This is a genomic window from Verticiella sediminum (assembly GCF_007558815.1).
GTDB classification, from domain to species: domain Bacteria; phylum Pseudomonadota; class Gammaproteobacteria; order Burkholderiales; family Burkholderiaceae_B; genus Verticiella; species Verticiella sediminum.
Map to the genome: position 1 here is coordinate 592,205 of NZ_VLTJ01000039.1, position 22,053 is coordinate 614,257.

Annotated in this window: 21 protein-coding genes; 11 read left to right on the forward strand and 10 right to left on the reverse strand. The window is 67.7% G+C overall.

The genetic code is table 11. From position 1 onward, the window contains the following. Nucleotides 1-24: 24 nt before the first annotated feature. The 4 genes from ybeY to FOZ76_RS22285 all read right to left on the reverse strand — a co-directional run bounded on the left by ybeY (nt 25) and on the right by FOZ76_RS22285 (nt 4,360). Nucleotides 25-516: an rRNA maturation RNase YbeY gene (gene ybeY, locus FOZ76_RS22270; protein ID WP_143950454.1), complete on the reverse strand. Its 492-nt coding sequence runs from the start codon at nt 514-516 to the stop codon at nt 25-27. Continuing rightward, on the reverse strand, nt 513-1,559 hold the full coding sequence (locus FOZ76_RS22275) for a PhoH family protein (protein WP_143950455.1): 1,047 nt from the start codon (nt 1,557-1,559) through the stop codon (nt 513-515). The genes ybeY and FOZ76_RS22275 overlap by 4 nt, the downstream gene beginning before the upstream one ends. Further along, on the reverse strand, nt 1,556-3,025 hold the full coding sequence (gene miaB, locus FOZ76_RS22280; protein WP_211366433.1) for a tRNA (N6-isopentenyl adenosine(37)-C2)-methylthiotransferase MiaB: 1,470 nt from the start codon (nt 3,023-3,025) through the stop codon (nt 1,556-1,558). The genes FOZ76_RS22275 and miaB overlap by 4 nt, the downstream gene beginning before the upstream one ends. Nucleotides 3,026-3,205: 180 nt before the next feature. After that, complete coding sequence (locus tag FOZ76_RS22285; RefSeq protein ID WP_143950457.1) at nt 3,206-4,360, reverse strand: aromatic ring-hydroxylating oxygenase subunit alpha; 1,155 nt, start codon at nt 4,358-4,360, stop codon at nt 3,206-3,208. Nucleotides 4,361-4,722: 362 nt separating this feature from the next. Between FOZ76_RS22285 and FOZ76_RS22290 the strand changes: the two genes are divergently transcribed. The 4 genes from FOZ76_RS22290 to folE2 all read left to right on the forward strand — a co-directional run bounded on the left by FOZ76_RS22290 (nt 4,723) and on the right by folE2 (nt 8,769). Then, a complete protein-coding gene (locus FOZ76_RS22290; protein ID WP_143950458.1) occupies nt 4,723-4,983 on the forward strand; it encodes an exodeoxyribonuclease VII small subunit in 261 nt (86 codons plus the stop codon). A 10-nt stretch (nt 4,984-4,993) separates the two neighbouring features. After that, nucleotides 4,994-5,914 (forward strand): polyprenyl synthetase family protein, encoded by a 921-nt coding sequence (locus FOZ76_RS22295; protein WP_143950459.1) that lies wholly within the window; start codon nt 4,994-4,996, stop codon nt 5,912-5,914. Between the two features lie 44 nt (nt 5,915-5,958). After that, nucleotides 5,959-7,845, forward strand: coding sequence for a 1-deoxy-D-xylulose-5-phosphate synthase (gene dxs, locus FOZ76_RS22300; protein WP_143950460.1), 1,887 nt, complete (start codon nt 5,959-5,961; stop codon nt 7,843-7,845). A gap of 120 nt (nt 7,846-7,965) precedes the next feature. After that, nucleotides 7,966-8,769, forward strand: a complete 804-nt coding sequence (folE2, locus tag FOZ76_RS22305; protein WP_143950461.1) for a GTP cyclohydrolase FolE2 — start codon at nt 7,966-7,968, stop codon at nt 8,767-8,769. Nucleotides 8,770-8,851: 82 nt separating this feature from the next. Here the strand turns inward: folE2 and FOZ76_RS22310 are convergent, their stop codons facing one another. Further along, complete coding sequence (locus FOZ76_RS22310) at nt 8,852-9,739, reverse strand: LysR family transcriptional regulator (protein WP_143950462.1); 888 nt, start codon at nt 9,737-9,739, stop codon at nt 8,852-8,854. A 132-nt stretch (nt 9,740-9,871) separates the two neighbouring features. Here FOZ76_RS22310 and FOZ76_RS22315 point away from each other — a divergent pair, with 132 nt between their 5' ends. Then, on the forward strand, nt 9,872-10,297 hold the full coding sequence (locus FOZ76_RS22315) for a VOC family protein (RefSeq protein WP_143950463.1): 426 nt from the start codon (nt 9,872-9,874) through the stop codon (nt 10,295-10,297). Between the two features lie 78 nt (nt 10,298-10,375). On the opposite strand, the gene FOZ76_RS22320 is transcribed toward FOZ76_RS22315, so the two are convergent. Next, entirely contained in the window at nt 10,376-10,861 is a 486-nt protein-coding gene (locus tag FOZ76_RS22320) for a YajQ family cyclic di-GMP-binding protein (protein WP_143950464.1), read from the reverse strand. A gap of 56 nt (nt 10,862-10,917) precedes the next feature. On the opposite strand from FOZ76_RS22320, the gene murB reads away from it, so the two are divergent. After that, on the forward strand, nt 10,918-11,940 hold the full coding sequence (murB, locus tag FOZ76_RS22325; RefSeq protein ID WP_143950465.1) for a UDP-N-acetylmuramate dehydrogenase: 1,023 nt from the start codon (nt 10,918-10,920) through the stop codon (nt 11,938-11,940). On the opposite strand, the gene FOZ76_RS22330 is transcribed toward murB, so the two are convergent. After that, nucleotides 11,937-12,872 carry a LysR family transcriptional regulator gene (locus tag FOZ76_RS22330; protein ID WP_143950466.1) on the reverse strand — a complete coding sequence of 312 codons (936 nt, stop codon included), beginning with the start codon at nt 12,870-12,872 and terminating at the stop codon, nt 11,937-11,939. The two genes, murB and FOZ76_RS22330, sit on opposite strands and share 4 nt — an antisense overlap. Before the next feature lie 156 nt (nt 12,873-13,028). Between FOZ76_RS22330 and FOZ76_RS22335 the strand changes: the two genes are divergently transcribed. Further along, on the forward strand, nt 13,029-14,462 hold the full coding sequence (locus FOZ76_RS22335; protein WP_170235576.1) for a CoA transferase: 1,434 nt from the start codon (nt 13,029-13,031) through the stop codon (nt 14,460-14,462). 52 nt (nt 14,463-14,514) lie between these two features. Beyond that, the gene (locus FOZ76_RS22340) at nt 14,515-15,501 is read left to right on the forward strand and encodes a Bug family tripartite tricarboxylate transporter substrate binding protein (RefSeq protein ID WP_170235577.1); all 987 of its coding nucleotides are present in this window, start codon (nt 14,515-14,517) and stop codon (nt 15,499-15,501) included. Between the two features lie 70 nt (nt 15,502-15,571). On the opposite strand, the gene FOZ76_RS22345 is transcribed toward FOZ76_RS22340, so the two are convergent. Continuing rightward, on the reverse strand, nt 15,572-16,192 hold the full coding sequence (locus FOZ76_RS22345) for an LON peptidase substrate-binding domain-containing protein (protein ID WP_143950469.1): 621 nt from the start codon (nt 16,190-16,192) through the stop codon (nt 15,572-15,574). A 72-nt stretch (nt 16,193-16,264) separates the two neighbouring features. Between FOZ76_RS22345 and FOZ76_RS22350 the strand changes: the two genes are divergently transcribed. Beyond that, nucleotides 16,265-16,639 carry a 2Fe-2S iron-sulfur cluster-binding protein gene (locus tag FOZ76_RS22350; RefSeq protein WP_143950706.1) on the forward strand — a complete coding sequence of 125 codons (375 nt, stop codon included), beginning with the start codon at nt 16,265-16,267 and terminating at the stop codon, nt 16,637-16,639. Between the two features lie 5 nt (nt 16,640-16,644). Here FOZ76_RS22350 and FOZ76_RS22355 read toward each other — a convergent pair whose 3' ends face one another. Continuing rightward, on the reverse strand, nt 16,645-16,974 hold the full coding sequence (locus FOZ76_RS22355) for an I78 family peptidase inhibitor (protein WP_143950470.1): 330 nt from the start codon (nt 16,972-16,974) through the stop codon (nt 16,645-16,647). A 201-nt stretch (nt 16,975-17,175) separates the two neighbouring features. Between FOZ76_RS22355 and FOZ76_RS22360 the strand changes: the two genes are divergently transcribed. Together FOZ76_RS22360 and pncB are read left to right on the forward strand one after the other, a co-directional pair. Beyond that, entirely contained in the window at nt 17,176-19,689 is a 2,514-nt protein-coding gene (locus tag FOZ76_RS22360) for a glycogen/starch/alpha-glucan phosphorylase (RefSeq protein ID WP_143950471.1), read from the forward strand. 3 nt (nt 19,690-19,692) lie between these two features. Beyond that, the gene (gene pncB / locus FOZ76_RS22365) at nt 19,693-20,913 is read left to right on the forward strand and encodes a nicotinate phosphoribosyltransferase (protein ID WP_143950472.1); all 1,221 of its coding nucleotides are present in this window, start codon (nt 19,693-19,695) and stop codon (nt 20,911-20,913) included. A gap of 18 nt (nt 20,914-20,931) precedes the next feature. Here the strand turns inward: pncB and FOZ76_RS22370 are convergent, their stop codons facing one another. Further along, complete coding sequence (locus FOZ76_RS22370; RefSeq protein WP_143950473.1) at nt 20,932-21,975, reverse strand: extracellular solute-binding protein; 1,044 nt, start codon at nt 21,973-21,975, stop codon at nt 20,932-20,934. Nucleotides 21,976-22,053 lie beyond the last annotated feature (78 nt).

Genomic DNA, 22,053 nt, shown 5'->3' on the forward strand with positions numbered 1-22,053 from the left:
CAGAACGGTTTCGGGGGATACCGGCTATTCGATATCGCGTTCGCGATAGGGGTCGGGCACGCGCAGGCGCGCCAGGATGCGGGTTTCCAGCGCTTCCATCTGCGCGGCCTCTTCCTCGTCCAGGTGATCGTAGCCGAGCGCGTGCAGCACGCCATGCACGACCAGGTGGGCGGCGTGCTGGCGCAGCGGTTTGCCCTGTTCGGCGGCTTCGCGCTGCAGCACGGGCAGGCACAGCACGATGTCGCCGTGCAGTGTGCCTTGCGGGTCGATGCCGTATTCGAAGGTGAGCACGTTGGTGGCGTAGTCGCGCTCGCGGTAGCCGTGATTGAGCGCGCGGCCCTCGTCGGCGTCGACCAGGCGCAGGGTCAGCTCGGCTGCCTGCGGCGGTTCCTCGAGCGTTGCGGCGCCCGCGTTCAGGGCCGACTCGGCCCAGCCGCGCAGGCGCCAGCGCGGCAGCTCGGCGGCTGTCGCGCCGTACTGGATGCTCAGCGAGAGCCGGACCTTGCCCTCGCTCATGGGCGGTTGGAGTCGGCCTGTTCGTAGGCGTCGACGATGCGTGCGACCAGCGGATGGCGCACCACGTCGCGGCTGGTGAAGCCCGAGAACGCGATGCCGTTCACGCCCTGCAGCACTTGCAGGGCGTCGGCCAGGCCGCTGCGCTGGCCCTTGGGCAGGTCGACCTGCGAGGGGTCGCCGGTGATCACCGCCTTGCTGCCGAAGCCGATGCGCGTGAGGAACATCTTCATCTGCTCGGGCGTGGTGTTCTGCGCTTCGTCCAGGATCACGAAGGCATGGTTGAGCGTGCGCCCGCGCATGTAGGCGAGCGGCGCGATCTCGATCGTCTGCTTCTCGAAGAGCTTCTGCACGCGCTCGAAGCCGAGCAGGTCGTAGAGCGCGTCGTACAGCGGGCGCAGGTAGGGGTCGACCTTCTGCGCCAGGTCGCCCGGCAGAAAGCCCAGGCGCTCGCCGGCCTCGACGGCGGGGCGGGTCAGCACCAGGCGCTGGACGATGTCGCGTTCCAGGGCATCGATGGCGCAGGCCACCGCGAGCCAGGTCTTGCCGGTGCCGGCCGGGCCCGTGCCGAAGGTGATGTCGTGCGAGAGGATGTTCTTCAGATAGTCGCGCTGGCGCGGCGTGCGCGGGCGCAGGTCCGTGCGCCGGGTGCGCAGCACGATGGTGTCGTCGTCCTCGTCGGGCGAGGGGACGGGGGGCGCAGGCGCCGGCTCGGCGGCCGCCGTCGCGGCCTCCTGCTGGCGCGTCTGGGCGTCGCGCTGCATGCCCTTGATCTCGACCAGGCCCAGTTGCACGTCGTCGACCGACAGGGGGCGATGACGCGCCCGCACGTGCAGGAAGTTCAGGGCGACGGCCGCCTCGTCGGCGCGCTCGCCGGTGAGCGTGACGCGGTTGCCGCGGCGCGCGATCTCGACCGAATAGGCCGCAGCGAGCTGGCGCAGGTTGTCGTCGAGCGGGCCGCACAGGTTGGCGAGGTGGGTGTTGTCGCCGTCCAGGACGACCACGGTGGGACGAACACGCTTGCTACGCGTGCGGGGAGCTGTCATGGGGCCAGTGTCTCCTGGCGCAGACCGCGCGCCTTGTCGAATGCGCCGACGGCGGCGGCGCTGGTCGAATCCTCAGCATTGGCCATGCCGTCGCGCGTGACGACGTCGGCCCGCAGGCTGTTCGGATAGGCCTCGGTGATGCGCACGTCGACCATCTGGCCGATCAGGCGCGCCGGGGCGGTGAAGTTCACGATGCGGTTGTTCTCGGTACGCCCCATCAGGTCGGTGTCGCCGTTGCGGCGGGCCGGCCCTTCGACCAGCACGCGCTGCACGGTGCCGACCATGGCCGCGCTGATCGCCTGCGCCTGCGCATTGATGAGGGCCTGCAGGCGCTGCAGGCGTTCGAGCTTGACCGACTGCGGTGTGTCGTCCTCGAGGTCGGCCGCGGGCGTACCCGGGCGGCGCGAGTACACGAAGGAGAACGAGGTGTCGAAGCCGACGTCCTCGATGAGCCGCATGGTCTTCTCGAAGTCGGCCTCGGTCTCGCCCGGAAATCCGACGATGAAGTCCGAGGACAGCGTGAGCCCCGGGCGCGCCGCGCGCAGCTTGCGCACGATGGACTTGAACTCGAGCGAGGTATAGCCGCGCTTCATCGCCGCCAGCACGGTATCGCTGCCCGCCTGCACGGGCAGGTGCAGAAAGGGCACCAGCTTGGGCAGGCTGCCGTGCGCCTCGATCAGGCGCGGCGTCATTTCCTTGGGGTGCGAGGTGGTGTAGCGGATGCGCTCGATGCCCGGAACGTCGTGCACGTATTCGAGGAGCAGGGCGAAGTCGGCGACTTCGCCGTCGCCGAGCGGCGCGCGGTAGGCGTTGACGTTCTGGCCGAGCAGCGTCACTTCGCGCACGCCGAGTTCGGCGAGATCGACGATCTCGGTCAGCACGTCCTCGAACGGACGCGAGACCTCCGGGCCGCGCGTATACGGCACCACGCAGAAGCTGCAGTACTTGCTGCAGCCTTCCATGATCGAAACGAAGGCGCTCGGGCCCTCGACCCGCGCAGGCGGCAGGTGGTCGAATTTCTCGACTTCGGGAAAGCTGATGTCCACCTGCGAACGGCGTTCGGCGCGGCTGCGGGCGATCAGTTCGGGCAGGCGGTGCAGCGTCTGCGGGCCGAACACCACGTCCACATAGGGCGCGCGCTGCACGATCGCGGCGCCTTCCTGGCTGGCCACGCAGCCGCCCACGCCGATCACGATGTCCGGGCGGGCCTGCTTGAGCAGCTTGGCGCGGCCGAGGTCGGAGAACACCTTTTCCTGCGCCTTCTCGCGCACCGAACAGGTGTTGAAGAGGATGACGTCGGCTTCCTCGACGTTGCCGGTGAGTTCGAGGCCCTGGCCTTCGTGCAGCACGTCGGCCATCTTGGCCGAGTCGTACTCGTTCATCTGGCAGCCGAAGGTGCGGATATAGACTTTGCGCGCGCGACTGGGCGCGCCTGCCGGGGTTTCCGGCGAACGGGTGGTGTCCATGCGATTGCCGTAACGGTTGTTGAGTCCGGGGGCGGGAAAACCGGCCATTGTAGCCTTGGCGCGATCGGGTGTGTCGGGTACGGGCATGGCCGGTATCGGTTTCAAGGCGGTGTCGCCCGCACCGGAAACGGCGACGCCGGCAAGATGCCGGCGTCGCGCGGTGCCCGGTGGCGCAGGGCGTCAGTCCCGGATCGCGTCGCCCATGGTGTCGCGATACCACTCGTGAAAGTGCTGCATGCCGTCTTCCATCGGCGACTGGTACGGGCCGACTTCGCTGGTGCCGCGCTGCATCAGCGCGCGGCGCCCGGCGTCCATGCGCTCGGCGATCTCGTCGTCCTCGACCGCGGTCTCCATGTAGGCGGCCTGCTGGGCCTCGATGAACTCGCGCTCGAAGGCGGCGATTTCCTCGGGGTAGTAGAACTCGACGATGTTGACCGTCTCCTGCGGGCCCTTGGGGTACAGCGTGGACATCACCAGCACGTGCGGATAGAGTTCGATCATCAGGGTGGGGAAGTAGGTCACCCAGATCGCGCCGTAGTCGGGCGCCTTGCCGTCGCGGTATTCGAGCAGGCGGTCGTGCCACAGGCGGTACACGTCCGAACCCGGTTGCGCGAGCGCATTGTGCACGCCCACGCGCTGCAGGCTGTGCTGGCGGGCGAACTCCCAACTGAGGTCGTTGCAGGTCACGAAGCGGCCCAGGCCCGGATGGAAAGGCCCGACGTGGTAGTCCTCCAGGTAGACCTCGATGAAGGTCTTCCAGTTGTAGTTGCACTGGTGGACCTCGATCTTGTCGAGCACGTAGTCGGAGAAGTCGAACTCCGGGCGGCCCAGCAGTTCGCCGAGGTCCTTGGCCACGTCGCGCGGGCCCTCGAACAGCAGGCCCTTGTAGTTCTGTACCGGGAAGCGCTGCAGGTTCATGCAGGGCGTGCTTTCGAACTGCGGCGCGCCCAGCAGTTGGCCGCGGGCGTCGTAGGTCCAGCGGTGCAGGGGGCAGACGATGTTGCCGCCCTGCGCGCGCAGGTTGCCGGCCGAGTTCTCGGGGCCGGATACGTTGCCCGCCGCGCCGCCCAGCATGATGGCCTGGCGGTGGCGGCAGACGTTCGAGAGCAGCTCCACGCCCTGAGGGTTGCGCACGAGCGCGCGCCCGCCGTCCTCCTGGAGGAGGGTGCGATAGTCGCCGACGTTGGGCACGAGCTTCTCGCTCCCAACGTACAGCGCCGATTGCTGAAAGATGGTTTGCAGTTCCCGCTTGAAGATCGATTCGTCGAAGTAGGCGGTGACGGGCAACTGCGCCCGGCTGGCTGCCACATGTGCCATGCGACCGATATCGGTCATGATTCCCTCCGCGTAGCGTACGACGTCGCCAAGTCTGGAGTCGGTGGGCCACGTCGCGCTGCGCAAAGGCGGGCTCGCCCTGCGCTCAAAACGCATCGATGACACATCGCCCGCATACCCGGGTAGAAGACGCCAAAGTGGTGTGGCCGACTTTTCCCGGAAAATTACCGTTCAGGGCGGCGCGAAGAAAATTTGATCGCTTGGATCAACCAAACTTTACATTGTACCTCCAAGCAGCGTTCGACCGCCAGCGACCCGGGGTGTTCCCCCGGCCTGCAGCCGCCCGCTTCCATTACAATGCTCGCCTTTCGTTTTCGCCCCGCGCCGCCGTAGCGGCAGCGCGCACGGCGCAGGAGCCAGCCATGAGCGACAACCCCCAGAAGCCTGGCGACGCCGGGACCCCGCAGAATTTCGAGGCCGCCCTCGGGCAGCTCGAAGCCCTGGTCGCCGAACTCGAGCGTGGCGATCTGCCGCTCGAGGCCTCGTTGCTGGCCTATCGCAAGGGGGTCGACCTGGTGCGCGTCTGCCAGCAGCAGTTGGCGGCGGCCGAGCAGCAGGTCAAGGTGCTGGACGCGGATTTGCTGAGACCCCTGGACGCCGACGACGTTCGCGGCGATGCCTGAGACATATCGTATGAGCACCATCACGACATTGCCGCAGTTCGCGAGCTGGCTGGAGAGCGCCCGCCGCCGTTGCGAGGACGCGCTTGCGCGCCATCTGCCCAAGGCCGAGGACGTGCCCGCCGCGCGCCTGCACGACGCCATGCGCTACGCCGTGCTCGGTGGCGGCAAACGGGTGCGCGCCGCGCTGGTGTATGCCGCCGGCGCGGCCTGCGGCAGCGCGACGCAACCGGTCGCCAATGGCCTGGACGCCGCCGCCGCCGCGGTCGAGTTCATCCATGCCTATTCGCTGGTGCACGACGATCTGCCGTGCATGGACGACGACGTCATGCGGCGCGGGCGCCCCACGCTGCACGTGCAGTTCGACGAAGCCTGCGCGCTGCTGGCCGGCGACGCACTGCAGCCGCTCGCCTTCGGCTGCCTGGCGCAAATGCCGATCGCGCCCGCGCTGGTGGCCCAGGCCGTGCGTACCCTGGCCGAGGCCAGCGGCAGCCTGGGCATGGTCGGTGGCCAGGCGATCGACCTGGACAGTGTCGGCCGCAGGCTGAGCCTGGACGAGCTGGAAACCATGCACCGCATGAAGACCGGCGCGCTGCTGCGCGCGAGTGTCGCACTGGGCGCCGTGGTGGCGGGCGCCGCTTCGCCGATGCGGCGCAGCCTGGATACCTATGCCCAGGCGATCGGGCTGGCCTTCCAGGTGGTGGACGACGTGCTGGACGTGAGCGCGGACAGTGCCGCGCTGGGTAAGACCGCGGGCAAGGACGCCGCCGAGAACAAGCCGACCTACGTCTCGCTGCTGGGCCTGGAGCGCGCGCGCGAGTTGGCCGAGGCGCTGCGCATCGAGGCCCACAACGCGCTGCGGGAGCTGGGCGAGGGCCAGCGCATCGAGCCGCTGGCCGGGCTGGCGGATTACATCGTGTTGCGCGACCGTTGACGGGTCTGGCGCGGCATTCCCTGACGATATTGGATAATCGCGGCATGACTACTGATTTGCTGGACCGCATCCAGTCGCCGGCGGACGTGCGCCGACTGACGCGCGGACAACTCGACACGCTGGCCGGCGAGCTGCGCAGCTTCGTGCTCGACTCCGTATCCCGCACCGGCGGGCACCTGTCCTCCAACCTGGGCACGGTCGAGCTGACCATCGCCTTGCACCATGTCTTCGACACGCCGCACGACCGCATCGTGTGGGATGTCGGTCACCAGACGTATCCGCACAAGATCCTGACCGGACGGCGCGACGCCATGGCGACGCTGCGCCAGGCCGGCGGCATCTCGGGCTTTCCCAAGCGTTCGGAATCCGAGTACGACGCCTTCGGCACCGCGCATTCGTCCACCTCGATCTCGGCCGCGCTCGGCATGGCCGTGGCCTCGCGCAACGCGGGCGTCAAGCGCAAGCACATCGCCGTGATCGGCGATGGCGCGATGACGGCCGGCATGGCTTTCGAGGCGCTCAACAACGGCGGCGTGACGCCGGACATCGACCTGCTCGTCATCCTGAACGACAACGACATGTCGATCTCGCCTCCCGTGGGCGCGCTCAACCGCTACCTGACGCGGTTGATGTCCGGCTCGTTCTACGCGGCCGCGCGCAACATGGGCAAGGCGGTGCTGCAGCACATGCCCTCGCCGGTGCTCGAGATCGCGCGGCGGGTGGAGAACCATGCCAAGGGCATGGTCGGGCCGGCCACGCTGTTCGAGGAGATGGGGTTTCATTATTTCGGCCCGATCGACGGTCATGACCTGGATGCACTGCTGCCCACGCTGCAGAACCTGCGCAACCAGACCGGGCCGTTGTTCCTGCACGTGGTCACGCGCAAGGGCCAGGGCTACAAGCTCGCCGAAGCCGACCCCGTGCTCTACCACGGTCCCGGCAAGTTCGACCCCGCGGTGGGCATCCGTCCGGCCAGCAAGCCGGCGCGCCAGACCTTCACCCAGGTGTTCGGCAACTGGCTGTGCGACATGGGCGCGGCCGATGCGCGCCTGGTCGGTGTCACGCCCGCCATGCGCGAGGGCAGCGGCCTGGTCGAGTTCGAGAAGCGCTTTCCCGGGCGCTACTTCGACGTCGGCATCGCCGAGCAGCACGCCGTGACCTTTGCCGCGGGCCTGGCCTGCGAGGGCCAGAAGCCGGTCGTGGCGATCTATTCGACCTTCCTGCAGCGCGCCTACGATCAACTGATCCACGACGTGGCGCTGCAGAACCTGGACGTCACCTTCGCCCTGGACCGCGCCGGGCTGGTCGGCGCGGACGGCGCCACGCACGCGGGCAACTACGACATCGCCTTCACCCGCTGTATTCCGAACATGGTGGTGGCCACGCCGTCCGACGAGGCGGAGTGCCGGCTGCTGCTCAGCACCTGCTACCAGCATCCGGGGCCGGCCACCGTGCGCTATCCGCGCGGTAGCGGCGCCGGGGTGGCCGCGGGCGACGGTCTGGCCACCGTCCCGCTCGGCAAGGCGGTGCTGCGCCGCGAGGGCGGCAAGGTGGCGCTGCTGGTCTTCGGCACGCTGCTGCCGGCGGCCATGGCGGCGGCGCAGGCGCTGGACGCCACGGTGCTCGACATGCGCTTCGTCAAGCCCATCGACCGCGAGGCCATCCTGCGGGCCGCGGCCGCGCATGCTGCGCTGGTCACGGTCGAGGAGGGCTGCATCATGGGCGGTGCCGGCAGCGCCGTCGGCGAAGTTCTCGGCGAGGCCGGTGTGGTGCTGCCGCTGCTGCAGCTCGGCCTGCCGGACCGGTTCATCGACCATGGCGACCAGGCCACGCTGCTTGCCGGCCTGGGGCTGGACGCCACCGGCATCGAGCGCGCGATACGACAGCGTTTCGGCGATCTCTACGCTCGTCCCGACGTGGCCGCGGCTTGAACGTCCCGTCAGGGGGCTGTCGTTTTGCCCAGGTGATACTATCGGAACGATAGGTAATACCTTACCAATACAGTCGGGATTCGGGTCATAATGCTGCCTGGTCCCGCTTTTCAGATTGCCATGAACTCTCCTCTCGATTCCGCGCTGGCGATGCCCGATGTGCAGTCCAGCTACGACCCCCGCCAGATCGCGATCCAACGCGTGGGCATTCGCGGCGTCAGGCACCCCTTCATCGTCGCGGGCGAGGATGGCGAAGCCATGCCCACCGTGGCCGATTGGACGCTGACGGTCGCGCTGCCTGCAGATCAGAAGGGAACGCACATGTCGCGTTTCGTGGCCTTGCTCGAGAAGCATCGCCGCACGCCGGCCGACCTGGACGGGTTCTCGGCCATGGCGGCCGAGATGCTCGGGCTGCTCAATGCGCAGCGGGGCGAACTGATCGCGAGCTTTCCGTATTTCATCAACAAGACGGCGCCCATCTCGGGCGTGCAGAGTCTGCTCGACTACGCAGTCACCTGGACCGCGCGCGCCACCACCGGCGGCGTGCAGCGTGAAGTCAAGGTCGTCGTGCCGGTGACCAGCCTGTGCCCCTGCTCCAAGACCATCTCGCAGTACGGCGCGCACAACCAGCGTTCGCACGTCACGGTGGCCGTGGTGCTGGAAGAGGGCGAGGCTTTCTCGATGGACGGCCTCATCCGCGCCATCGAGAGCGAGGGCTCGTGCGAGCTCTGGGGCCTGCTCAAGCGCACCGACGAGAAGTTCGTCACCGAGCATGCCTACGACAACCCCAAGTTCGTCGAGGATCTGGTGCGCGATGTCGCCGCGCGGATCGCGATCCATCCGGGCGTGGCGAGCTACGTGGTCGAAGCCGAGAACTTCGAGTCGATCCACAACCACTCGGCCTACGCCGTCGTCGAAGGCTGAGCCACCGGACATCGCAGCCGTCCCTGGTGTATGCCAGGGCGCCGTCCAGACCCCGCGTGCCCACGGCGCGCGGGGTCTTCGTTCATTTGCGCCCGCGTTGCGCCGCCGCGGCCTGCGCGTCGATGCAGGCGATCAGCGAGGCCAGTGCGCCCGCCGGTGCGGGGTGCGTGCGAAACACCAAGCCCAGGTCGCGATGGAATGTCTGCTCGCCCAGGTCGAGCGCGCGTACGCGGCGCGGCCAGGCCCCGTGCATCACCGGCTCGGGCATGAGGGCGACGCCCACGCCGTCGGCCACCAGCCGCACGATGGCCTCGAGCTCGTCGGCTTCGCACACCTCGTGCGGGCGCAACTGGCGCTCGCGCAGAAAGCGCTCGACCTGCCGGCCGCCGAACGAGGTCCGCTCATAGCGCACGAAAGGCTGGGTGGCGAGCAGTTCGGCCCAGTCCGCGCCGGGCGTCGTGCGCGGCACCAGCAGGCGAAAGGGCTCGCGCACCAGCGTGCTCCAGTGCAGGTCGCTGTGCAGGCCGAAGGGCGGGCGGATGACCACGGCCAGATCCAGTTCGCCCGCATCGACCCGGTTGACCAGGTCGATCGATACGCCCGGCACGATGCGCGTGTGCGCGTTCGGGTGCTCGCGGTGAAAGCGCGCGAGCGCGTCGGGCAGCAGTGTGCGCTGGATCGACGCGATCGCCCCGAGCTGGATGCGCGTCACGCCGGCCTCGGCCGTGCCCGCCGAACCGAGCTGCTCGTAGAGGGCGAGCAGCTCCTGGGCCTGCGCCAGCACCTGCGTGCCGCGGGCCGTGAGCTGCGCCGCCCGGCCGTGCTTCTCGAACAGGGCGAAGCCCAGGCCTTCCTCGAGCCGCCGCATCTGGGCGCTCACCGCCGCCTGGGTCAGGCCGACCTTGGCGCCGGCCCGCGCGAAGGTACCTTCGCGGGCCACGGCGAGGAGGGTGCGCAGTTCACGGATCATGGATCAATAATTTTTGTGTTTTCGAAAAATATATATTGATTTTATTTTGATTTGGACCGTACTACCATGTCGTCCATCCACCTGTGGCGCTGGCTGGCGCTGCGGGGCCGACCTCGATACGGAGCCTACGCCATGAGTCTGTCGCCTTTTCACCTTGCCATCCCGGTCTACGACCTGCCCGCCGCGCGCCGCTTCTACGGCGAAGTGTTCGGCCTGGCGGAGGGGCGTTCGAGCCAGCAGTGGGTGGATTTCGATTTCTTCGGCCACCAGCTCGTCATTCACGAGCATCCCAAGACCGCCTCGCAGGATCACGCGCACACCAACCCGGTGGACGGCCATGACGTGCCGGTGCCGCATTTCGGCGTGGTGCTGGGCTGGGAGGCGTGGGAAGCCCTGGCCGAGCGGCTGAAGTCCTTCGACACCAAGTTCGTGATCGAACCCTATGTGCGCTTCCAGGGCCAGGTTGGCGAACAGGCCACCATGTTCCTGCTCGACCCCTGTGGCAACGCGCTGGAGTTCAAGGCCTTCAAGGACCTCGGGCAGCTCTTCGCGAAGTGAGCGCGGGCGCGCGCCCGACAAAACAAAACCCGCGCCGGGCAGGCCGGAGCGGGTCGGTGGCTCGGCGGGTGATCGCCTTCAGTCGCGGAAATTCTCGACGGTGAGGGGAATATCCTGCACGTCCTTGCGCAGCATGGCGATGATCGACTGCAGATCGTCGCGCTTGGCGCCCTGCACGCGCACGCTGTCGCCCTGGATGCTCGCCTGGACCTTGATCTTGCTGTTCTTCACCAGGGCCACGATCTTCTTGGCATTCTCCTGGGGAATGCCGTTGCGCACGGTGAGCACCTGCTTGACCTTGTCGCCGCCGATCTTCTCGACCTTGCCGCGGTCGAGAAAGCGCACGTCCACGTTGCGGCGCGTCATCTTGTTCAAGAGGATGTCGATCACCTGGTCGAGCTGAAAGTCGCTGTCGGCGTAGGCGGTGAGTTCCTTCTCGCCCTGGTCCACGCGCGCATCCGATCCCTTGAAGTCGAAGCGGTTGCCGATCTCCTTGTTGGCCTGCTCGACCGCATTGCGCAGCTCCACCGTATCGGGCTTGCAAACGGCGTCGAATGAAGGCATGTCGTACTCCTGGAAAGCGGGTCTGTCGATCCAAATGAGTATGACATAATTCGCGGGTGCCTCTTGCCGCCGTATCCCCCGCCCTCCATGATCTCTCGCGCCTGAACACGCTGGCGCTACAGGCGCATGCACGCACGGTGGTCGCGCTGGATCGCCTGGATGCGGTGGAGCGCCTGTTCGCACAGGCGCCGGCGGCCTTCGTGCTGGGCGGCGGCAGCAATGTCGTCCTGCCCCGCGTCTTTCCGGGCACCGTGGCGCTAATACGCCTGGCCGGGATACGCCGCCTGCCGGACGATGCGGGCGACGTCATCATCGAGGCTGCCGCGGGAGAATCCTGGCATGGCTTCGTCGCGCACTGCGTCGCGCAGGGCTGGGGCGGGCTGGAGAACCTCGCGCTCATTCCCGGCACGGTGGGCGCCGCGCCCGTGCAGAACATCGGCGCCTACGGCGTCGAAGTCTGCGAGCGCCTGGAGAGCGTGACCGCCTATGATCGCCACGCGCGCGAGTGGGTGCGGTTCACGTCCGACGCCAGCGCCTTCGCCTATCGCGACAGCCGCTTCAAGCGCGAGCCCGGACGATGGCTCATCACCGCGGTGCGCTTTCGGCTGCCGTCGGCCTGGACGCCCAGGCTGTCGTATCCCGACCTGCGCGAACGGCCCGAATGGCGCGATGGCGCCCCGACCCCGCAGGCCGTCTTCGATGCGGTTTGCGCGATCCGCCGCGCCAAGCTGCCTGACCCCGCTCAACTGCCGAATGCCGGCAGTTTCTTCAAGAACCCCATCGTGCCCGCCGCGCTGGCCGAGCGGCTGCGTGCCCAGGCGGCGCGCATGCCTGCCTGGCCGCTGGCCGACGGCCGGGTCAAGCTCGCAGCCGGCTGGCTGATCGAACAGGCGGGCTGGAAGGGCCGCCGGCTCGGCCGGGTGGGCATGCACGAGCGCCACGCGCTGGTGCTGGTCAACTACGGCGGTGCCGAGCGGCGCGACGTGCAGGCGCTGGCCGATGCGGTCGTCGCGGACGTGGCGGCGCGCTTTGGGGTGATGCTCGAGGCCGAGCCGGTGCAGGTGCCGGCCGCCGGCTAGGCGCGGCTTTCCGGTGCGCGCGCCGGCGCCGTCATCTCGTCGCTGAATTCTCTCGCCAATTCCAGCAGTGCATGCAAGGCCGGGTTGTCGTCGCCGTGGCGCCAGGCCAGCGAGATCTCCTGGTAGAGCGCTGGCTCGTCATGCGATAGCGGCACGTAACGCACCTTGGGATGGATCAGCGAGGCCAGGTTGCCTGGTACCAGGGCAACGCACAGGCCGGCGGCCACCACGCAGATCACGCTCGCGATCTGCGAGGCCTCCTGCTCGATGGCCGGCTGGAACCCCGCTGCGGCGCACACGGAGAGCAGTTGGGCATGCGAGGCCGGCACCTTGTCGCGCGAGAAGGCGATGAAGGCTTCGCCGGCAAGCTCCGCCACATCCAGCGAGGCACGTTGCGCGAGGCGATGCTGGGAAGGCAGCGCGGCCATCAGTTTGTGGCGCGCGAACGGCTGGGTGCATAGCTGGGGCTCGTTGCTGGGCAGCGGCGTGCGCAGCAGACCGACGTCCAGGTCTCTGCGCTTGAGCTGTTCGATCTGGTCGCGGCTGGTCATCTCGGCCAGACGCAGCCGCACGCCGGGCCGGCGGCGGCGAAAGCGAGCGACCAGATCGGGCATGAAGCCGTAGCCGACGCTGCCGATGAAGCCCATGGCCACCGCGCCCAGGGTGCCCTCGTTCGCCGAGCGCGTGCGTTCGAGCACGGCGGCTTCGTAGCGCAGCCAGTGATAGGCCTCCTGGAGAAACACCTTGCCCGCCGGGGTGAGCGCCACCGAACGCTTGTTGCGCAAGAAGAGCTGGGTACCGAGGTGGCTCTCCAGCCTTTGAATGGCCTGGCTGAGCGGAGATTGCGCAATCCCGGCGCGCTGTGCCGCGCGCGTGTAGTTGAGTTCTTCCGCAACCGCGATGAACTGGCGAAGCAGGCGGGTGTTGAGCATGGCGGGGGCAGCGGCTGGGGTAGTGGCGGGTTACGCATGTCGCCGTGACTCGCGCCGCCCAGACTTAGATATGAATCAGCTTACAGAGCAATGAATTATATGTTGGACGGCACAAGAGCGCTTCCCTACACTGCGACCGCATCAGGAGGAGTAGCGATGTCCAATCCAACGCACGACGAAACCCGCGCTCTCGAGGCGCGCGAGGCTGTGAAGGCCCTGCTGGCACCGCATCAGGCCGTGCCCGACGAACTGCTCTCGCGACTGCGCCTGCACGGTTCGGCACAGGAATTCGACAGCCCGCACAAGCTGGTGCTGGCTTCGGCCAGCGCCGTGGGTGCGTTCGCGCTGGGCGTGGAGCAGTACTGGCGCCTGGCGGGCGGGCCCGGCCAGTCCATCGGCATCGACTGGATGCAGGCGGCGTCCGGCCTGAACCCCGGCCACTTCCAGACGCAGAGCGGCTACGCCTTGCCGGCCCTCTCGCTGCTGACCGAACTCAAGGCGGACTTCTACGAGACGGCCGACGGCAGGTGGTTCTTTCCGATCGGCTCCTATCCGCACTTGCGCGACGGCGTGCTGGAGTTGCTCGACTGCGCGAACACGCAGACGGCGCTCGCCGCCGGCATCGGCCGCTGGCGCGCCGACGACCTGGAGCAGGCGTTCGCCGAGCGCAAGCTGCCCGGCGTGTACGCGCGTTCGCAGCAGGAATGGCTGGCGCACCCGCAGGGCAGTCTGCTGGCCCAGGTTCCGCCCATCTCGCTGGAGAAGATCGGCGATTCGGCGCCCGAACCGCCCCGACTTCTCGAGCGTCCCCTGCAGGCGTTGCGCGTGCTGGACATGGGCCACGTGATCGCCGGGCCGGTGGTGGCGCGCACGCTGGCCGAGCACGGTGCCGACGTGTTGCGCATCGGCGCGCCGACCAACCAGGATCCGTTTCGCCAGACCGTGGACACCAACATCGGCAAGCGCTCGGCATTCCTGGATCTGGACGTGCCGCTCGATCACGCCAAGGTGCGTGAGCTGATGACCGGCGCCGACGTGATCGTGCAGTCCTGGCGTCCGGGCAGTCTGGAACGGCGAGGCTTGGGCGCCGCAGATGCCGCAGCACTGCGGCCGGGCGTGATCTACGTCAGCGTCAGCGCCTTTGGCGACGAAGGCGCGTGGCGCGAGCGCGGCGGATTCGAGCAGCTCGGTCAGGCCGTCAGTGGCGTGACGGTGCGCGAGGCCGTGGGCGGGCGACCGCGCGTGGTGCCGACCTACCTGCTGAACGACTATCTGTCGGGTTACCTCGGCGCGGCCGGCGTGATGCAGGCCCTGATGCGTCGTGCGACCGAGGGCGGCTCCTACCACGTCCGGGTCTCGCTCGCGCGCACATCGATGTGGGTGCAGGATTTGGGCCTGTTGCCGTTCGATGCCGGGCGCGGCGAGCGCCGGCACTTCGCCGACGGGCTGCGTCCCGTGCTGCAGACGCGCGAGTCCGCGTACGGTCCGCTGCGCCAGTTGCCGCCCATCGCGCAGTTCTCGCACACGCCGGCGCGCTGGGACCTGCCGCCCGCGCCGAACGGCGCCCATGCGCCGGCTTGGCGCTGCTGAACGCAGCCCGCACAGCCTCGCCATCCACCATCGACAAGAAGGGAGACACATCATGTCCAAACGCAGACTTGCCGCATCGCTCGCGGCGCTTTCGCTCACCGCTTCCGGCGCCGTCTGGGCACAGTCCACGGACAACTACCCGAGCAAGCCCATCAGCCTGCTGATCGGCTTTGCGCCGGGCGGCCCCACCGACGCCATCGGCCGCGTGCTGTTTCGCAAGGTGTCGGAGCTGCTGGGCCAGCCCATCGTGATCGAGAACCGGCCGGGTGCGGGCGGCAACATCGCCGCGGCGGAGCTGCTGCGCACCGCGCCCGACGGATACAAGCTGATGTACGGCACCTCGTCCGTGACGACCGCGCCGGCGCTGTTCTCGCGGGACGACTTGAATCCGGGCAAGGCGTTCGTCGCAGCCGGTTGCTCGGTCGCGGTCCCCCTGATCCTGCTGGTCAGCAAGAGCAACAAGGCGCCCGATGCGCGTGCCTTCTATGGCGAGATCAAGCAGGACCCGCAGCGCTACTTCATGGGCACCTCGGGCAACGGTTCGGTCGACCATCTGGTCGGCATGGAGATCGCCGACAAGCTCGACGTGAATGCCGAGACGGTGCCGTACAGCGGCAACGGACCGGCGCTGACCGACCTTGCCGGCGGCAACACGGGCTTCATGTATTCGGGTTCGTTCAACAGCGCCATGCCTTTCATCCAGAGCGGACAGGTGCGTGCGCTGGCGGTGACCTCGGCACACCGCTCCGAGGCGCTGCCGGATGTGCCCACGCTCAGCGAGAGCGTACCCGGGCTCGAATCGTTCGACGCCGGCACCTGGCAGGTGCTGCTGGCTCCCAAGGGAACGCCGACGCCGATACTGCACAAGCTGAACGACGCGCTGCAGACTGCGCTCAAGGATCCGGACGTGCTCACCAGCTTGCGTTTCCAGGGTGCGGAGGCCATGGACATGACGCCGGAGCAATGCCAGCAGTATGTCGATGCCGAGTTCGTGCGCTGGACCGCGACGGTCGAACGGCTGGGACTCAAGCTGAACTAGGGCCTGTCGACGGGCTGTAGTTCAGGGCCGGCCTTCAGGACCGGCCCGGGCCGCCCCCGCGCACGGGGGCTCAGTCGTCTTCCAGCAACCCGTGCTCTTCGAGCACCGCGTGGATTTCGCCCAGGCGCGCGAGCGGATCGTCCTGGGCCAGCAGATCGCGCTTGCGGCGGGGCGACAGGGGCAGCAGTTCGGCCCAGCGGTTGGCCACCCAGCCAGCCTCGTCCAGACGAAAGGGCGGCGCGACGGGCATGCTGGCCGGTGCGGTGCCGTCGCGCTGCAGCGAGGCGATGAGCCGGCCCAGGGCGTCGGCCGCCGGTTGCAGGGCGGCGGGGATAGGCTGCGTGGGGTCGTCCGCCAGCGGGGCCGCCTCGCCTTCCCACAGCCCGTAGCGCCCCTGCGCAACGTCGCTCAGGCGAAAGCGGGCGCCGCCGCGGCATCGGATCTGGTAGAGGCCCGGCATGGGCTGGTGGCATTCCTCGATGTGCGCAAGGGTGCCGACATCGGCGAGCACTTCGTGGCCCTCGGGCGTGCGGACTTCGCGGCCTTCGAGTAGCACCACGACGCCGAACGGGCTGCCGTCGGCCACACAGCGGCGGATCAGGTCGAGGTAGCGCACCTCGAAGATGCGCAGTTGGAGGCTGCCGTCCGGAAACAGGGCATTGCCTAGCGGGAACAGGGAGAGGGCGGACATGGCGTTGTGCGGGCAAGGAGGACGAGCGGGCGGGCGGACAGGGCGGACAACACGGCCGCGTGGCGGGCTATGATGACGCCGATCCCTTCTGCGAGGTTTCGATTGTCCATCGATTCGGTCCATGACGTGCGGCTACGGCCCAGCGGCTGGGTGTTCGGCGTTGCGCCCGGCGAATCCATTCTGGAGGCGGCGCGCCGCGCCGGCATCCGCATGCCCAGTTCGTGTCGCAACGGAACGTGTCGGGCCTGTTTGTGCCGCATGGTCTCGGGCGCCGTGGACTATCGGGTGGAGTGGCCGGGCGTCAGCCGCGACGAGCGTGACGAGGGTTGGCTGTTGGCCTGTGTCGCGCGGCCGCGCATGCCCCTGGTGCTCGATGCCCCGCGCGCCGCGCGCCTCGCGGATGAGGCGCCGCGGGCGCCGCTTCCGCTGACGGGCGCGCGCCGCTAGACGGCTCAGCCGCAGCGTGCCGACGAGACGCGATTGCTCTCGTCGAGAATGACGGTGAGACGGCGCGGGTTGTATTCCAAGGTCATGACCTCTCCCGGCTTCATCACGCGCAGGGTGCTGGCGCCCGAACGCTGCTGGGCGTCGCTGGCGGCGCGATCCGACCAGGCCTGGCCCGCGAGATTGGCGATCGGCTCGTTGTTGCAGACCTGGTCGCCGCCCATGGCAGGCGGCGGTGCCGACGCGCTGCTGTCAGCCCTGGCAGATGTCTGCGGCGCGCCGGACGAGCATGCCGCGAGCAGGGCGGCGAACATGGGAACGATGAGCTTGGCGTTCATGACTTCTCCTGTAGGACACGATGGGCGGCGCCAGCGCCGCACGTGAGCCCAGCGAGCCTGCAACCGGCGTGCCCGCTGGGCTCACGCAGGCCGCTACCGTAACATGTTGCCGTTCGCGCTCGTACGGGTGCGGCATCTTGCTTGCTGACTCTGCCGTTTTTCCGGCCCGCCTGGGCGGGCGTCTGCTGCGAGGATACGACGTTGAATACTCTGGAACCAGGCCACCTGCGAGGGCAGGGTGGCGTCGCCGAGGACGATGTGCGGACCGCGTGCGAGCCCGAGGCCCTGAAAAGGGCATTCCTGGATCATCTCCTGTATACGCAGGGCAAGACGCTGGAAATCGCCAGCCACAACGATATCTACCTGGCGGTGGCCTACACCGTGCGCGACCGGCTGCTGCGGCGCTGGTCGCACACCTCGTCGCGCCACAAGCGGCACGGCACGCGCACCGTCGCCTACCTGTCGGCCGAGTTCCTGATCGGCCCTTCGCTGGGCAACAACCTGCTGAACCTGGACATCACCGACGCCCTGCGCGAAACCCTCGCGCGGCTGGGCATCGATCTGGACGAGTTGGTGCGCCGCGAGGTCGAGCCCGGCCTGGGCAACGGCGGCCTGGGCCGCCTCGCCGCGTGCTTCATGGATTCGCTGGCCACCGGGGAGATCCCCGCCATCGGCTACGGCATTTACTACGAGTACGGCATTTTCTTCCAGACCGTGGTCGACGGCTGGCAGGTCGAGAACACCGACAAATGGCTGCGCTTCGGCAACCCCTGGGCGATCCATCACCCCGAGTGGGGAGTGGAAGTCAAGCTGGGCGGCTATACCGAGCACTACACCGACGATGTCGGGCGCTTTCGCGTGCGCTGGGTACCCGAGAAGACAGTCTGGGGCACGCCCTTCGACACCCCGGTGGCCGGCTACAAGGTCAGCACGGTCAACACCCTGCGGCTCTGGCGCGCCGAGGCGACAGAGGAGTTCGATTTCTCGGTCTTCAACCGCGGCGACTATCTCGGCGCGGTCAACAAGAAAGTCACCTCCGAGAACCTGACCAAGGTGCTCTATCCCAACGACGAAAGCCACCAGGGCAAGGAGTTGCGGCTGGAGCAGCAGTATTTCTTCGTCGCCTGCGCGCTGCGCGACATGCTGCGCATCCTGGAGCATCGCGGCCTGCCGGTGACGGAGTTTCCCCGCGCCTTCGCGGTGCAGTTGAACGATACCCACCCGGCGATCGGCGTGGCCGAGCTGATGCGCCTCTTGATCGACGAGTACCTGGTGCCCTGGGAGCAGGCCTGGGAGGCCACGCGCGCCACGTTCGCCTACACCAACCACACGCTGCTGCCCGAAGCGCTCGAGCGCTGGCCGCTCGAGCTGTTCAAGAGCGTGCTGCCGCGCCACCTGGAGATCATCTACGAGATCAACCGGCGCTTTCTCAACGAGGCGCGCATCCGCTTCTTCGGCGATGAAAGCCGCGTCTTTCGGCTTTCCCTGATCGACGAATCGGGCGAGCGCTACGTGCGCATGGCCCATCTCGCCTGCGTCGGCAGTCACGCCATCAACGGCGTGGCCGAGCTGCATTCCACCCTCATCAAGGAGCAGCTACTGCCCGACTTCTACGCCATGTGGCCGGAGAAGTTCGACAGCGTGACCAACGGCGTGACGCCGCGCCGCTGGGTGGTGCTGAGCAATCCGGGGCTGGCCGCGCTCGCCACGGAGGCGCTGGGCGACGAGCACTGGATCCGCGACTGGCCGCGCATCGCGGGGCTGGAAAAGCATGCGGACGATGCGGCTTTCATCGAGCGCTGGCAGCGCGTCAAGCACACCAACAAACGCTCGCTGGCTGCGCTCATCCGCGACGAGACCGGCGTGGTGGTGAACCCGGATTCCCTGTTCGACGTACTGGTCAAGCGCATCCACGAATACAAGCGGCAGCACCTGGCGGTGCTGCACATCGTCACCCGCTATCATCGGCTCAAGACGCAGCGCGCCACCGACATGGTGCCGCGCACCTTCATCTTCGGCGGCAAGGCCGCGCCCGGCTACGTGCGGGCCAAGCTCATGATCAAGCTGATCACCGCCGTGGCTGATGTGGTCAACAGCGACCCCGAGGTACGCGACTTGTTGAAGGTGGTGTTCCTTCCCAACTTCAGCGTGAGCAAGGGCCAGTGCATCTATCCGGCGGCCGAGTTGTCCGAGCAGATCTCGCTCGCCGGCAAGGAGGCCTCGGGCACGGGCAACATGAAGTTCGCGATGAACGGCGCGCTCACCATCGGCACCATGGACGGCGCCAACATCGAGATCTGCCAGGAAGTCGGGGCGGAGAATTTCTTCGCGTTCGGCATGTCGGCCGACGAGGCGCAGCGGCTGTTGCGTTCGGGGTATTATCCCCGCGACCTGTATCGGGACGACGCGGAACTGCGCGCCGCGATCGACCTCATCCGCGGCGGGTTCTTCTCGCGCGGCGATGCCGGCCTGTTCGAACCGCTCACCAACGACCTGCTCAACGAAGACCGCTACATGCTGCTTGCCGACTATGCCTCCTATGTAGAGTGTCAGGATCGCGTGGACGCGGCCTATCGCGACGCTCGCCAGTGGTCGCGCATGGCAGTGCTCAATTGCGCGCGCTCGGGACGCTTCTCGTCCGACCGCTCGATCGCGGAGTATGCCCGGCGCATGTGGCACACGAGCGCGCTGCCCGACACCGGGCACGGAGGCTGAGGCATGCCCGAATCGACGGCGGGCGGCGCGGTGATCACCAGCTTGCTCGATACCGACCTGTACAAGTTCACGATGTGGCAGGCGATGCTGCATCGCCACCCCGAGAACCAGGCCGAGTATCGCTTCCTGTGCCGCAATCGCCCGGCGTTTGCGCTGGCCGAGCTGGCGGGCGAGGTCGAGCGCGAGCTGGATGCGGTATGCGCGCTGCGCTTCTCGGAGGACGAGCTGGCGTATCTCGCCGGGCTGCGCTTCATGAAGTCCGACTTCATCGACTTTCTGCGCATCTTCCAGTATCAGCGCCGCTTTCTCGAGGTGGGCGCGGACGGCGACGATCTGCACATCGTCGCGCGCGGGCCCCAGGTCCACATCATGGGCTTCGAGATCCTGGTGCTCGCCATCGTCAACGAGCTGTACTGCCGCCGCTTCGACCAGCAGGCCGCCCTGGCCGAGGGGCGCCGCCGCCTCGACACCAAGGTGCTCCGCCTGCGCGCGGCGCAGGCGGACCCGCAGGTGCGCGCGCGCCGCCACCCCTTCGAGTTCTTCGACTTCGGCCTGCGGCGCCGCTATTCGGCGGCCTGGCAGCGCGAAGTGCTGAGCACGCTGAAGAACGCCGTGCCCGATTTCTTCAAGGGCACGTCCAACGTCCTGCTCGCGCGCGAGCTGGGGCTGGTGCCCATCGGCACCATGGCGCACGAGTACCTGCAGTCCTACCAGGCGCAGAAGGTGCGCCTGCGCGACTTCCAGAAGGCCGCGCTGGAGGACTGGGTCCAGGAGTACCGGGGCGATCTGGGCATCGCGCTCACCGATGTGGTCGGCATGGACGCCTTCCTGCGCGATTTCGACCTGTATTTCGCCAAGCTCTTCGACGGCCTGCGCCACGATTCGGGCGACCCCTTCGACTGGGGCGAGAAGGCGCTCGCACACTATGCGCGGCTGCGCATCGATGCGCGCAACAAGCGCCTGGTGTTCTCGGACGGCCTGAACGTGGAGCGCGCGCTCGCGCTGCACGCGCACTTCGGCGACCGCGTCAACACGGGCTTCGGCATCGGTACGCATCTCACCAACGACATGGGCACCGTCACGCCCTTGAACATCGTGATGAAGCTCGTGCACTGCAACGGGCAGCCGGTGGCCAAGCTGTCGGACACGCCGGGCAAGACCATGTCGGTGGACAACACGTTTCTCACCTACCTGCGTCAGGTGTTCGACGCGCCGGCGGGGTGAGCCCCCGGGGGGGGCTCATTATTGGGCCACCTCCCGATTCCACTGTTCGACCCAGTCGCGCACGTTGACGGCGATCTCTTCGTAGGGTGGCCAGAGGATTTCGTCCGGCTTGGTGACGCGGTCGATCACATCGGGCTTGTAGACCGCCTTGCCGTTGCCCACGCCGTACTGCATGCGGTTGCCGAAGCACGACATCGCCTCGGCCGACAGCATCACGTTGAGGAAGTCCCACGCGTCCGGGTTCCCGTTCTTCACCTTCTGGACCAGCGAGCTGTGGATGGCGACGCCGGGCTCGGGCTTGATGAAGGCGATCTCCGGATTGCCGTCGTCGTGAAACGCCCAGGTGCGGCCCTCCCAATACATGCCGATGTCGATCTCGCCGAGTTTGAGCAGGTTCAGAAACTCGTTCATGTCGTTCCACACCCGCATGTGGCCCTTGGCGTTCATGCGCTCGATGGCTTGGAACGCGGGGTCGATGTTGTCGGCGCCGCCGCCGAACACGTGGGCGAACATCCAGAGCACGGTCGAAGGCGTCGATGCCTCCTTCATGCCCTGGATCGCGGCGTTCCACTCGCCGTTCTGCGTGCGCGCGACGAATTCCTCCCAGGTCTTGGGCGGGTTCTTGACGGTCTCGGTGTTGTAGGCGAGGCCCATCGAGCTGTAGCCGACCACCGCGGCGTGTCCGCGACCGATCTCCAGCATGCGCGGATCCATCTCCTCGAGGACCGGGAGCTTGTCGGGCGTGAACGGCTCGACCAGCCCGCGCTTGATGTTGTCGATCACCATGTCGGGGGGCACGATGATCAGGTCGATCGGTGGCCTGTTGGGGTTGGCCGCGACCTGGTTCACCCATTGCGGGCTGCTCCCGAGTACGACACGGGCTCTTTTGCCCGTCTGTTTCTCGTAAGGCGCGACGAAGCATTCCCTGGTTGCGACCTCCCACAATCCGCCATTGGAGGCCACCACGACGTCGGCAGCGTGGGCCCACAGAGGGCATCCGATCAGCGTCAGGCCCAGTGAAACGCCCGCCAGACGGACCTGCGCAAGATTCGACAGCTTCATGCTCGTTTCTCCGGTCGGTGAAATTCCGACAGAGTCTGGAAGGCATCGACACAGGGGGCAAACGCCACTCTCGGCGGA